Consider the following 12,881-nt stretch of genomic DNA (forward strand, 5'->3'; position numbering starts at 1 on the left):
ACGCTTACGAGGCCCGGTTGATGCGGCTGAGGAACTCCGCCACGCGACCGCGCAGAGCCGCCGCCTGATCCGACAGGGCCTGAGACGAGTCGAACAGGTGTGCCGACGCGTCGCCGCTACGTGCCGTAATGCCCGAAACCTGATCGAGATTTTCACTGATCACCCGCGTCCCTTCGGCGGCGAAGGCCATGTTGCGGGCGATGTCCTCGGTGGTCGCCGACTGTTCCTCGACCGCGGCGGCCACCGAAGTCGTGGCCTGGGTGATGGCATCCACCGCCCCGCGAATATCGCTCAGGACCCCCACGATTTCGCGCGACGCCTGACGCATTTCGTCGATGACGCTGTTGATTTCACCAATGGAGCGGCTGGTCTGGTTGGCGAGGTTCTTGACCTCCCCCGCCACCACCGCAAAGCCACGGCCCGCCTCACCGGCGCGCGCCGACTCGATCGTGGCGTTGAGCGCCAAGAGATTGATCTGACTGGAAATATTGGCGATGACGGTCGTCACCTCGCTGACGCGATCCGAAGCCGAAGACAGCTTCTGCGCCACCAGATCGGCGTCCTGCACCTTATGGAAGGAGTCGGCCACCAGACGGTTGGTCGTCTGCACCTGATCGGAAATTTCGCGTACCGATGCCGCCAGTTCTTCGGCCGCCGCTGCCACGGTTTGCACGCTGGCCGTCGTCTGGGTCGCCGAAGAGGCCGCCGATACAGCCAGACCGGCCCCGTTGCGCAGATCCCCCGTCACGGTTTCGGCCACCTGCGACAGTTCCTCTGCCGACGCCGCCAGCCCCTTCACTACATCCTGCACCCGCACTTCGAAATCGCGGCTCAGTTGCGCCTGATCGGTGACCAGTTCCCACACCAGCATGGCACCGGCATATTGATCGCGGTGATCGCGCACCGCCGAAATCTGAAGGTCGATGCTTTCGTCACCTACACGGATACGCGCCCGGTGCGGCAGGTTTTTCGGGTCAGACAGCAGCCGACGCTGATGCTCCGGGTGTTTGTGGAAGATGTCGATAGATTCCCCGATCAGGGTGCCACGATAGTTGGGCAGATGCGCCTTGACCGCATCCATCAGCTTTTCGGTCGCCGCATTGATGTAGGTGATGCGGAAATCGTCGCGCACATCGACCGCCATGACCGGAGTCGGCATGGCCTGCACCATGCGGTCCACCATCAGGGCCTTGCGCGCCGTCTCGCACAGGGACTGCGTGGCGCGGGCCAGAACGCCCATCTCGTCCTTGCGAGCCGTGAAGGCGACTTCGACATCGGTGTCACCTTCGGCAATGCGTCCGATCGTCTGCGACAGCAGACCCAGGGGCTTGAGCAGGTCGCGCCACATCAGGCCGATCATGCCGAGAACGCCCAGAATGGCGAACAATGACAAGACCTGTACGAAAAGGCCCAGTTGCGCATCGGTCTTGGCGCCGCGCGCCACTTCGCCCTTCATCCACGCTTCAAGATCGCCGGACAGGCTCTCATTGCTGCCTTCCATCGCCTTGAACTGCGCATCAAAGGCGTCCCGCAGTGCGGGTTCGGTTTCGGGCGTCGCGGTCAGCACGGCCTGCCCGGCGGCGCGGTAGGCCTGAAGCGCCGTCAGCGTTTCCGCAAACCGCTTTTTGAGATTGTCCGGCACGTCTTCGGCCTGATTGGCCCGCAGATTTTTTTCGAACGTATCGGCGTGGTCCTTAAAACCGTCGGCCACAGCCGCCGCACCCGCCACATCGCCCATCTGGTGCGCCAGAAGCGCTTCCAACACGTCGGCGCGCATGGCGTCGTGCATCATATCGGCGGTCATGTGCCGCTGCGTAATCTGGCTGATCAAAGACGACTGGTGCGCGTGCGCCTGCGCGTAGCGCGACGCGACGCTATTGGCCGCCACCATGCCGAAGACCAGAACCGCGCAGATAACCCCCAGACCGATAAATTTTGTACGTAGCTGCATTCCGGCCTTCCCCAACGCTGATAATCGGGCCCGTTAAGACCCCGCGTCAAGGTTGCAGCAACAGCCTTAACGTTCATTTAACGTAACGCCGTTCACTTTTTCGACATAATAAAAAGGGACTACCAATTCAATCGTGTAGAAAACATACCCGCGTTATCACGGCTTTGTGATCACGGCCCCGCCCTTCATGACGAAGATCGGGCGTTCGAGCACCGTCACGTCGCTGAGCGGATTGCCCGTGACCCCCACCATGTCGCCATAATGACCGGGATGCAGACTGCCGACATCCTCGCTGCGCCCCAAAGCCTCTGCGGCGATCACCGTGGCCGACTGAAGCGCCTGAAGCGGCGTCGCCCCATAGCGCACCATGATAGCAAATTGCCGGGCATTGTCGCCATGCGGATAGATACCGGCATCGGTTCCATAGACCATCTTTACCCCGGCCCTGAGGGCCTTGCCGTAGTTCTGACGCTGCACCTCGGCGATTTCACGATCCTTGCGCAGGCTCTCTTCGGCCACGCCGTTGCGCTGCCCTTCCGACTGCGTATAGTCGGTATTATAGATGTCCATCGAGAAGTAGGCCCCCTTCTCTTTCGCCAGGCGGATACCTTCGTCATCGACAAGGCTGGCGTGTTCGATCGTATCGACCCCGGCCCGCAGCGCCACCTTAATGCCATCGGCGCCATGCGCGTGGGCGGCCACCTTCATGCCGGCCATGTGCGCTTCGTCAGCCACTGCGGCCATTTCCTCATAGGTCAGTTGCCGCGCCCCGACGCTGGCCCCGCGCGAAAAGACGCCGGAGGTGGCGCAGATCTTGATGACGTCGGCGCCATATTTTTTCAGGGTGCGCACCGATTTGCGCGCTTCCCACGGGCTGTCGGCATTGAGCGGGTTTCTGGCATCGAACGACGGCGGCAGCCAGGTGGAGTCGCAGTGTCCGCCGGTAGCGCCGAAGCTCATCCCCGCCGCCACAATCCGCGGCCCCGGCAGCACGCCTTCGTCGATCGCTTCGCGCAGGCCGATGTCGTTATAATCCCCGGCCCCGACATTGCGCACGGTGGTGAAGCCGGCCTTCAGCGTCTTTTCGGCATTGGCCGCCGCCACAAAGGCCCAGAAGCGATCCGTGTGCGACAGGCCGCTGTAGCCGCCGTATTCCGGGCTGTTGTCGAGGTGCACATGCATGTCGATCAGGCCGGGCACCAGCGTCACACCGGGCAAATCGACATGGTCTGCACCGGCGGGCGGCTTCATCGTCAGGGCGCTGCCGACCGCCGTGATGCGCCCATCGGTGACGATAATCAGGGGCTGCTCGATGGTCTTGCCGGTTTCGACTTCAATCAGTCGCTCGGCTCTGACCGCCACCGTATCGGCCTGCGCCGCCCCCGCCATCATCATCAGGGCCGCCCACGCCACACCCACCTTATGCATCTTCATATCCAGCCCCTTAACGCTATTCGGGTAGAATAGGCACAAGGCGACAGGGAATGTAAGGGTTTATTGCGCGCTTACGGAGGCCGTTCACAGCCGTGTTTCGGCCTTATACAGAAGGCGGCAGGCTCCGGCAAAAAGGAGCCCTGCCATGGACGATACGTCTCATACCCCCTATCGCCGCGACCACACCGCGCCGGGTCAACCCCTCCGCACGGCGCGTAACGCCGCCGAATGGAGCGGACTGGTGCTGGCGGTGCTCGGTCTGGTCGGGTTCAGCCTGTACGTCTATGAGTTACTGGTGGGTATGTTCTAAGCCACCGGACGCGGGCCGGCCAGCGCCCCGTAAAGATCGGTGCGCCGGTCGCGGAAAAAGCCCCAGGCGGCGCGGTGCGTATTCAGGTAGTCGAGGTCGAATTCGGCCACCAGAACGCCCTCTTCACCTTTACCGTATTCCGCCACCTTGTCGCCGCGATGGTTGGCGATGAAGCTGTGCCCGTAGAAGGTCTGACCGCAGCCGTTTTGCGGCGAAATCAGGCTTTCAGTTCCAATACGGTTGGAGGCCACCACCGGGATAACATTGGCGACGGCGTGGCCCTGCATGACGCGCTGCCACGGGGCGGCGGTATCCAGTTCCGCATCGTGCGGCTCGGAGCCGATGGCGGTGGGGTAGAACAGAAGCTCCGCCCCCAGCAGCGCCATGGCGCGCGCCGCTTCCGGATACCACTGATCCCAGCAGATGCCGACGCCAATACGGGCGAACTGTGTATCCCACACCTTGAAACCCGTATCTCCCGGACGGAAATAGTATTTTTCCTGATAGCCGGGGCCGTCAGGGATATGGCTCTTGCGATAGACACCCAAAAGCTCCCCGCCCGCGTCGATCATGACCAGCGAATTGAAATAGTGCGGGCCTTCCTTCTCGTAGATCGAGGTTGGGATGACGACATTCAGCTCGACCGCCAGCTTTTGCATGGCGAGGACGCACGGATGGGTGCGCCACGGGAAGGCGGTAGCAAACCAGCGCTCCTCCTGACTGACGCAGAAATATTCGCCCTGAAACAGCTCCGACGGCAGGATGATCTGCGCGCCCTTGGCCGCCGCTTCGCGCACCAACGCCTCGGTTTTGGCGATGTTCGCGGCCATATCGGGGCCATAGGCGGTTTGCAGCGCGGCAACGGATACGGTTTGGGTCATGCTGGATACTCCGCGAGTGTGAAGGGGGAAAAGCCCCCGCCACCCCGGCCATAAATGGCCGCGGTCCCCCGCCCCACAAGTGGGACGGTATGAATTATTTTCAGGCCTTGATCAGCGGCACTTGCTGGCTGATGCAATGGAAGGAGCCGCCACCGGTCAGGATGGCGTTGGACGGCAGGCCGAACACCTGACGTTCGGCAAACAGGGTTTGCAGCGCCTCAACCGCCATTTCGCCCGGCCGCTCATTATAGACCGGCACGATGACGCAATCATTGGCGATCAGGAAATTCATGTGCGAGGCCGGGATGATTTCGCCGTCCTCGTCCAGCGTGCGGCCCGGCGACGGGATGCGCACCACCTGAAGCTTGACGCCGCGCGCGTCGGTCTGCTGACTGAGGGTTTTCGCCACCGCATTGTAAAGGTCGGCATTGGGATCATCCGCGCCAAAGGCCACGGGGCAGACCACCACACCGGGCGCCACAAAGCGCGCCAGATTGTCGATATGGCCATCGGTATGGTCGTTGAGAAGGCCGTCATCCAGCCAGATGATCTTGCGCGCCCCCAGCGCGGTTTGCAGCGCGCGCTCAGCCGTGGACTGCGTCCAGTCGGGATTGCGATTCGGGTTCAGCAGGCACTGGCGCGTGGTGAGAACCGTACCGAACCCATCGTGTTCCAGCGAACCGCCTTCGAGCACAAAGTCCTGCGTTTCCGGCACGAAGCCGTCGTGGTCAGCGACCTGAGACGCGACCTGATCGTCGTATTTCAGATGATACTTGCCGCCCCAGCCATTGTTCAGGAAGGCGACCGGCAGAGGCAGATGGCGGTCCTGCGCGTCTTCGGCATTGACATAGATGGGACCGGTGTCGCGAAACCAGATGTCGCCGAAACGCCCATCTACGATCTCGACCTTTTTCACGTCGGACAGCAGCGATTGCGCCGCCTTGCGCGCTGCGTCGCCCATGACCATCAGCTTGACGTGCTCGTCGCCGGCTTCGGCCAGCACGCGCACCAGCGCCGCGACCTCGGCCTGCGCCTCGATCAGGTCTTCCTGCCACAGGTTTTCATGGCTGGGAAACCCGACCCACATGGCCTTGTGCGGCTCCCATTCAGCCGGAACGATACGGGAAAGGTTCGGATTTTGGCTCATGCCAGACCCCGGTAAAATGCAGGAGGACAAACGTAAGGCTTTGAATGGGGGTCTTTTACACAGCGTCAACCCGTTTGGCCATGCCTTTCCGCGACGACAGGTCGCAGAATGCACCACAAAAAAAGCGGCCCTCCGTTTCCGGAGAGCCGCTCATGTTCATCAAACCGTGTCCGGTCTTAGAACTTGGTGCTGAGGGTCAGCATGACCGTGCGTGGTGCACCCACGTTGTACGACGGGGTTTGCGCCGTGCGGATGGTGGTGCCGCTCGGAGTCGCCAGCAACTTGGTATTGCTGACGGTCGTCAGGTTACCGTAGTACTTTTCATCAAACATGTTGATGGCGTTCAACTGCAGGAAGGAACCTTGCTTGAAGAACGGCACGTAATAGCGCAGCGAACCATTCCACACCGTGTAGCGCGGCGACTTGGCGTCGTTTACGTCAGATACAAAACGCTCGCCGACATACTTGCCGATCAGGGTAAGCGACAGCTCCTTCGAGATGTCGTAGGTGCCGCCGTAGTTGAACATCCATTCCGGCACTTCAACCAGCTTCTTGCCCTTGGTCGGGATGTAGAGGGTATCACCCACATTATCGGTTCCCTTGGCAACGGTGACCTTGGCTTGCGGCAGGTCCGACTGCACTTCGGAATCAGTATAGGTTACACCACCGAGCAGCGACAGGTTTTCGACCGGCTTGAAAGCAAACGAGCCTTCCCAACCGTTCATCTTCACCTTGCCGACGTTGCGGTCGAAATAGGTGTCGGTCGCCGTGTCGTAGGACGACACGATGCGGTTGTTATAGTCCTTGGTCCACACAGCGAAGCTGGCGGTCAGGTTCGAAGCGTTATAGCGGTAACCGCCTTCAATGCCCTTGGTGGTTTCCGGCAACGGGTTAGCGACTTGCGTCTTGCCGTTCAGGAGCGTGATCGCATAGTACTGGTCGGTCTTGGGCGAGGACAGGTTCTCGGTGTAGCTCACGAACACCTGACCATGATCGGAGACCTTGTAGGTCGCGCCGAAGCTGGGCAGGGTCTTGGCAAACTTCACCTTGGTGTTGTACGGACGGATAAAGGCACCCGACACGTCGGTGAAGGTCACGCTGCCATCCGCATTAACCGCGGCAGGCGCTTGGGTGGTGCAGAACGGCGAGGAAGAGCCCGTACCCGTGACCGACGAGTAGCACTTCTGGTGCAGGTGGCGCACCATCTGCTGATCGCGAGCACCGATGGTAACGAACAGCTTGTCGTCGAAGAACGAGCCACGATATTCGAACGACAGAACGTCAACGTTCGCTTTCGAATATCGGTCGCGGCGCTGATACATCGACCCGTCGCGGCCGTAGAGACCGATCGAGGCATCGTCTTTGGCACCAAACACATCCTTCGGCGAACCATCGGCGTTGACGAAGGTGCCTTCACCCGTTTGCGTCGTGCGGCCGCGATCAGCCGAGTAGTTGACACGCAGAGTATGCTGATCGTTGAAGCGATAGATGGCCGACGACTGGAAGCCGATACGATCGGTGTGGGTCGTATTCGGGTTGTAGATGGTGAGCGCCGTCGAAGAAATCACGCCGTCTTTATTGGCGTCAAAGTTCTTGAAGTTGGCGTTGGTCCACGAACCAATACGGCCCGTCGTTTCCGTCAAGGTCGAGGTACCGCCACCGTTGGCCAGTACGTACTGATAGTTGGCATCCGCCGTAAAGGTCAGCTTATCGGTGAGGTTCCACTTCGACTTGAAGCGCAGGTTACCCGTGTTGGACGGGTTGACGTTGGCCGGGCCCGCGCTGTTGTAGTAGAAGCCGTTGGCGTTCAGCGTGGCTTCGTTCTGGCTGAAGATGAAGCGGTTGCGGTTCTCGTTGTAGTGACCCGACAGGCTCATATAGCTGCCGTTGTCGAGAACCGGCTGATAGATGCTGAAATTGACCTGCTTCTTTTCCAGCGTCGGATCGCCTAGGTTGGCCGGCTCATCCGTGAAGGTGTCATACTTCTGGTAGGAAGCGGCAAGGAAAGCCTTGGTGCCCCACGGCCCCACCTTGCCGGTGTCCAGCAGAGCGAAGATGCGCTTGTAGTTGAAGTCACCGACTGACAGGTTGGTCAGGACGCCGAACTCATCGGCCGCCTTGCGGGTGGTGTAGTTGACGGTACCACCGGTCGCCGAGGCCGACATGGAGTCGATGTCGGTCGCCATGGTTAGAACCGAAGCCGACGAAATCAGTTCCGGGTCCATCTGCTGATTGGTGTAGATGGCGTAGTTACCGGCGTCGTTCAGTTGAACACCGTCAAAGGTCAGCGACACGCGCGAATTGTCAAGGCCGCGCACGAAGATATCGCCACCCGACGAACCATAGGGGTCGTTAGATGTGAAGTTGACGCCCGGCAGGACGTTCAGGGTTTCGGCGATCGTCTGACCAGCCGACTGAGTGGAGATGAAGTCCTGACCGATAGTCGATTTCGACTTCGTGCCGGTTTCCTTGTCGATTGGGCCAGCGCCGCGCTTGGAGCCCTTAACGACGATTTCCTTGACGGTTTCGACTTCCTGCGTCGCCGTCGATTGGGCCAGAGCGCCATGGGCGGCGAAGACGCCCGTCAGGGCCGTACCGGCCAGAATCCACTTGTTCATTTTCATATCGGAGTATCCCCTCTCCAGGTTTACAAAAGAGAAAAGCAGCGCCGTGGCGCGGATCACGCCATTGCCCGTTTTCAAGCACCATCACTTAAACGTTTAGGTCGGTTTCCACCTTTAGCCGCTTTTGTGCCGCTTTCTGAGCCAAAAGTGCGAAGGTTTGATGACAATTGTGACAGGCGGAACGATCTGCGCTGAAATTGCCACAGTTTATGTCAGCGAAAAGCGCTTTTACGACACAGTCCGTAATCATTCGTGTTTGCGCGTCGCGCGGAGGCGTGTCATTCAGCGAAGATGCGTCTGCCTGCCCGACTTGAGGACGACCTCAAACCATGGCGCACCGCACAAGGCTCCTTCCCGCAAGCGATCGTTTCACCATGTCTCAGCCCGCCGCCCCTGCTCCCCTGTCCGCCCCTGCGCGCTACGTCCTGTGGGGGCTGGGACTGTTGTTTCTGCTGCGCGTCGGGCTGCTGTTTACCACCTATACCAATCTCTACCCTGACGAGGCGCAATACTGGCTGTGGTCGCGGAAACTAGACTTCGGCTACTATTCCAAGCCCCCGATGATCGCCTGGCTCATCCATCTGTCCACACTGACCTCCAGCGCCGAACCCTTCGTGCGGTTGTTTGCGCCCCTGCTGCATTTAGGGGCCGCCCTGTGCCTGTGGGGCACCGGGAAACGGCTGTTTAATGAAGCCACAGGCCTGACAGCCGCTATTATATACAGCCTGATGCCGGGCGTGGTTCTGTCGTCGGCCATCATCTCGACCGATGCCCCGCTGATGTTCTTTCTGTCGGCAACTCTCTATTTTTACAGCCTTTTCCTGACGACTTCCGGTGAGAACACGCGTCTGAAGACCGCACTGGGCATGGGACTGGCCTTCGGAGCCGCCTTCCTCAGCAAATATGCCTGCCTCTACTTCCTGATCGGTGCCGCCGGTCATGCCCTGTGGGTGCCCTCGGTCCGCAAGAGCTGGAGCCTACGCAGTCTGGCGCTGTTTGTCGGGGCCTTCATCGTGCTGATGTCGCCCAACCTGTACTGGAACGCCACGCATGGGTTTCAGACCGTGTCCCATACGGCGGACAATGCCAACTGGCACTGGGGCAAGCTGTTCAACCCCGGTTCTTTGCTGACCTTCTGGCGCGATCAACTGGGCGTCTTCGGTCCCGTGCCGGTTGTCCTGATGCTGCTTGGCCTCGCCGGTCTTGTGCGCCCCCGCGCGGGCCTGTTGCAGCGCGATAACAGCGGGAGTAAGGGCGACCATCTGATCGGGTTGGCGTGCCTCACCCTGCCCCCTCTGATCTTTGTCAGCGTTCAGGCCTTGCTGTCGCGCGCCAATGCCAACTGGGCCGCCGCCGCCTACGTGCCGGCCAGCGTACTGGTCGCGGCCTTTGTGACCTGCGGTTTAAGCGTGTCTATCCGGTCACACACATTGTGGCGGCCGGCACTGGCGGCGGGCGTGGTGATTCAGGTCGCGATTATGGCCGTCTTCATGCTGGGAGTCGCGTCACCGGAACTGACGCAGGCTCTGGGCCTGAGCAATACGGTGAAACGCGCCCGCGGTTGGGACACGCTCACCCAGGCCATTATTGCCAAGGCCCAGACGGACGCGCGCCCTACGGCCATCGCCGTCGATAACCGCAATGTCTATAATGCCATGGCCTATTATGGTCGGGACTGGTTCGCGGCCAACCCCGATGTGCCGCTTAAGGCCTGGGTGCGCGAGGCCCATCCCAAATCACAGGCGGAAACCGAAGCGCCTCTGACGACCGAAGCCGGCCAAAATGTGCTGATCGTCTCCTATGTCGATGGCTTTATCCCGGATATTCGCCGGGACTTCGCGGCCACCGGTCCGGGCGAATCTCTCAAAATTGCGCTGGATCACAAACGCACCCGCGATTTCACCCTGTTCCGAGGGTACGGCTTCCAGCGCGCCCCGCGTGATCCGGTCACGGGTCATCCGATAGGCTCGGCGCTGGATACACCTGACGACGATCAATAGGCCGGTTTTTGGAAGCCTAAATCCCAAGACATTAAGACGCAGGGGCCTCAGGTCCCTGCACCCCATCCCCATCCCCATCCAGCAGGGGGATGGGCCCGCCGGTTCACAATCTTCCTCTATAAACGCCAGATCCCAGCAGCGCAGGCACAAAAAAACCCGGCCTGCGAACAGGCCGGGTTTCTTGTTGTCTGTCGATACCGACAGCGTTCGATTAGAACGCGATGTCGATGGTCGAACGACGGTTCAGCGGTTCCTTCACGCCGTCGCCGGTGGCGACTGCCGGAGCCGATTCACCCTTCCAGTCAACGGCCAGGATCGAACCCGACACGCCGAGACCGGCCAGAGCGTCAGCCACGGTCTTGGCGCGACGTTCCGACAGGCGGATGTTGTAGGCAGCCGAACCCGAGGTATCGGCGTGACCAACGACAACCACGCGGGTCGCGTTACCGGCCTTCGCGTAATCAGCGGCCTGTTGCACGATCGCTTGCGCGTCGGCGGTCAGGGTGGACTGATCGAATTCGAAGTACACGATGAATTCGCGCGCTTCGTACTTCACCGCTTCTTCAACCGGCGGCGGAGGCGGCGGCGGAGGCGGGGGAGGCGGAGGCGGCGGGGGGGGAGGCGGAGGCGGCGGGGGCGGCGGGGGCGGAGGCGCACCGAACGTCCAGCGCAGACCAACGGTCACGGTTTGGTCGTTGAACTTGCCTGAGAACGAACCGGGGTTCAGCGCCGTGGTGGTCGAGGTCGAGTCGAAGTTGACATCTTCCGTCGTCAGGTAACGGTAGGTAAGGTCAAGGTTCAGACGATCCGACAGAGCCCAGGCAAAACCGGCCAGCGCCTGATAGGCGGCGACGGTGTCTTCACCCGAGATGGTCAGGTTCTGACCGGTACCGGTCGGGTTGACCGAATACTGACCCGTGAAGTCAGCCTTCACGCGGTCCAGACCGACGCCCAGACCGACGAACGGATGGAACTTCGATTCCGGAATGAAATCGTAGATCAAGTTCGCCATGAAGGTCGTCTGATCAAACGAACCCACCGGGCTGCCACAGGGGGTCGAAGCCGTGCGGGTCACGCCCGGCGTGCAGAGCGCGGTAGCGGCCGGAGCCGAACCGGCACCGTAAGACGCCGGATAGACGCGTGCGAAACCGCGAGCGGCATCGACGTCACCCGGACGGTAGCCGCCTTCGAATTCCACGCGCCAGTTCGGGTTATAGCGGTAACCGAGGCGCGCAAAGCCCGCCCAGTCGTCCTTCGTCGAAACATCATAGACGAACGGCGAACCGTCCGGCATGTTGTTGGCCGAACGCGCGCCATATTCGGATTTCGTGTTGTAGCCGAGGTCGACAGCGCCGTACCAGCCTTCGGCTTCCTGAGCGGCGGCGCCAGACGCCATCGCCAGTGCGACGAGCGCAGCGCCCGCCAGCAAGTTGAGTTTCATGTGTAATGCCCTCTCTTGGCCATCGATGAGGCCGCCGAATGTACGCACGACGGTCTAACCGTAATTACAAACGCCTACATAACTGCGGGAACATATCTTGCCTAGCACCTAAAATGCCATTTTGGTTGAAAATGTGCCCATTAATACGTCTTTAACGACGACTGACACCCGAAAGACACTACAGGAAGTCGTGCCATTTTTCGAACGCAGTTGCCCTACGTCGTCGCTTTCGGGCCGTAAGTTTTCAATAATTAAATGTGCAGAACTGTGGAAAGGGGCTTGCGTTGCGGACGGCTTGTGAGTAGGAGAACGGCCCTGCCCGCGACCACAGGGCGACGTCCACGGACGAAATATACACCTTGATATACGGAGAGGTGGCAGAGTGGTCGAATGTACCGCACTCGAAATGCGGCGTAGGTGCAAGCCTACCGTGGGTTCGAATCCCACCCTCTCCGCCATTCACCCAATTAAGTCCCTGAATTTACTTGCTCTTCCCATTTACTTGGCGCTCCAACCCCAGCATTCACCCCAGCGGTTTGTGCGGATATGTGTGGATGTCGTCGGACGCATTTGAGTGGTGGTGTGATTTTTCGGTAACACGTTAAGTATCAACGTCACCGCGCCTCCTCCCCTGCACCGCACTACAAGTCAAGTTTGGCGGTGGCCTCTGGTACTGCGTCGCGTTAGTGATTCTCGCACTTCGGTGTGCAGGTGATGCCTCTACTTATATCTTACCGACGCCACGGGAGTTCAAGCTGGCCAAACGGGATGACGCCCGCGCGGCTCGCTGATTTGGGCTTTGGTTTTGCTCTGGGGGCCTCGACCTCACTTGCGACCGCGATGTCTCCGCAGAGAAACCGCAAAAGATCATCGCGCATGATCAGCCTACGCCCGCCGATCTTGACGGACTTGAGAGAACCATCGGCCACGCGCTCGTAAAGGAATGACCGCCCCAGTCCAGAGGCCTTTACGGCTTCGTCAATGCGGTAGGCGAGTTTCTGCGGCTCATTTTGCGCTGGGCTGGTCATATCAGCGAAAATACGCGAAATAATGAAAAGCCGCTCATTTTGGCGATGATGCCTGAGCGACAGGG

9 protein-coding genes and 1 tRNA gene are annotated in these 12,881 nt (G+C 60.4%); 3 read left to right on the forward strand and 7 right to left on the reverse strand.

Features of this window, described 5'->3' with window-relative positions:
* Window positions 1-4 precede the first annotated feature (4 nt).
* Window positions 5-1,951, reverse strand: coding sequence for a methyl-accepting chemotaxis protein (locus PQU94_RS06085; protein ID WP_272740579.1), 1,947 nt, complete (start codon window positions 1,949-1,951; stop codon window positions 5-7).
* Between the two features lie 156 nt (window positions 1,952-2,107).
* On the reverse strand, window positions 2,108-3,379 hold the full coding sequence (locus PQU94_RS06090) for a Xaa-Pro dipeptidase (protein WP_272740870.1): 1,272 nt from the start codon (window positions 3,377-3,379) through the stop codon (window positions 2,108-2,110).
* Between the two features lie 151 nt (window positions 3,380-3,530).
* Between PQU94_RS06090 and PQU94_RS06095 the strand changes: the two genes are divergently transcribed.
* Window positions 3,531-3,695 (forward strand): hypothetical protein, encoded by a 165-nt coding sequence (locus PQU94_RS06095; RefSeq protein ID WP_272740580.1) that lies wholly within the window; start codon window positions 3,531-3,533, stop codon window positions 3,693-3,695.
* Here PQU94_RS06095 and aguB read toward each other — a convergent pair.
* The 3 genes from aguB to PQU94_RS06110 form a co-directional block, all read right to left on the reverse strand.
* Entirely contained in the window at window positions 3,692-4,576 is an 885-nt protein-coding gene (gene aguB, locus PQU94_RS06100) for an N-carbamoylputrescine amidase (protein ID WP_272740581.1), read from the reverse strand. The genes PQU94_RS06095 and aguB overlap by 4 nt on opposite strands.
* A 100-nt stretch (window positions 4,577-4,676) precedes the next feature.
* Window positions 4,677-5,723: an agmatine deiminase family protein gene (locus PQU94_RS06105; RefSeq protein ID WP_272740582.1), complete on the reverse strand. Its 1,047-nt coding sequence runs from the start codon at window positions 5,721-5,723 to the stop codon at window positions 4,677-4,679.
* Window positions 5,724-5,899: 176 nt separating this feature from the next.
* Window positions 5,900-8,347, reverse strand: coding sequence for a TonB-dependent receptor (locus PQU94_RS06110; protein WP_272740583.1), 2,448 nt, complete (start codon window positions 8,345-8,347; stop codon window positions 5,900-5,902).
* Window positions 8,348-8,721: 374 nt separating this feature from the next.
* Between PQU94_RS06110 and PQU94_RS06115 the strand changes: the two genes are divergently transcribed.
* Complete coding sequence (locus tag PQU94_RS06115) at window positions 8,722-10,347, forward strand: glycosyltransferase family 39 protein (RefSeq protein ID WP_272740584.1); 1,626 nt, start codon at window positions 8,722-8,724, stop codon at window positions 10,345-10,347.
* 211 nt (window positions 10,348-10,558) lie between these two features.
* On the opposite strand, the gene PQU94_RS06120 is transcribed toward PQU94_RS06115, so the two are convergent.
* Window positions 10,559-11,788, reverse strand: a complete 1,230-nt coding sequence (locus tag PQU94_RS06120; protein WP_272740585.1) for an OmpA family protein — start codon at window positions 11,786-11,788, stop codon at window positions 10,559-10,561.
* Between the two features lie 368 nt (window positions 11,789-12,156).
* Between PQU94_RS06120 and PQU94_RS06125 the strand changes: the two genes are divergently transcribed.
* Window positions 12,157-12,246, forward strand: a tRNA-Ser gene (locus tag PQU94_RS06125).
* Between the two features lie 273 nt (window positions 12,247-12,519).
* Here the strand turns inward: PQU94_RS06125 and PQU94_RS06130 are convergent.
* A complete protein-coding gene (locus PQU94_RS06130; RefSeq protein WP_272740586.1) occupies window positions 12,520-12,816 on the reverse strand; it encodes an excisionase family DNA-binding protein in 297 nt (98 codons plus the stop codon).
* Window positions 12,817-12,881 lie beyond the last annotated feature (65 nt).

This window comes from Asticcacaulis currens, assembly GCF_028550395.1.
Classification (GTDB): Bacteria; Pseudomonadota; Alphaproteobacteria; order Caulobacterales; family Caulobacteraceae; genus Asticcacaulis; species Asticcacaulis currens.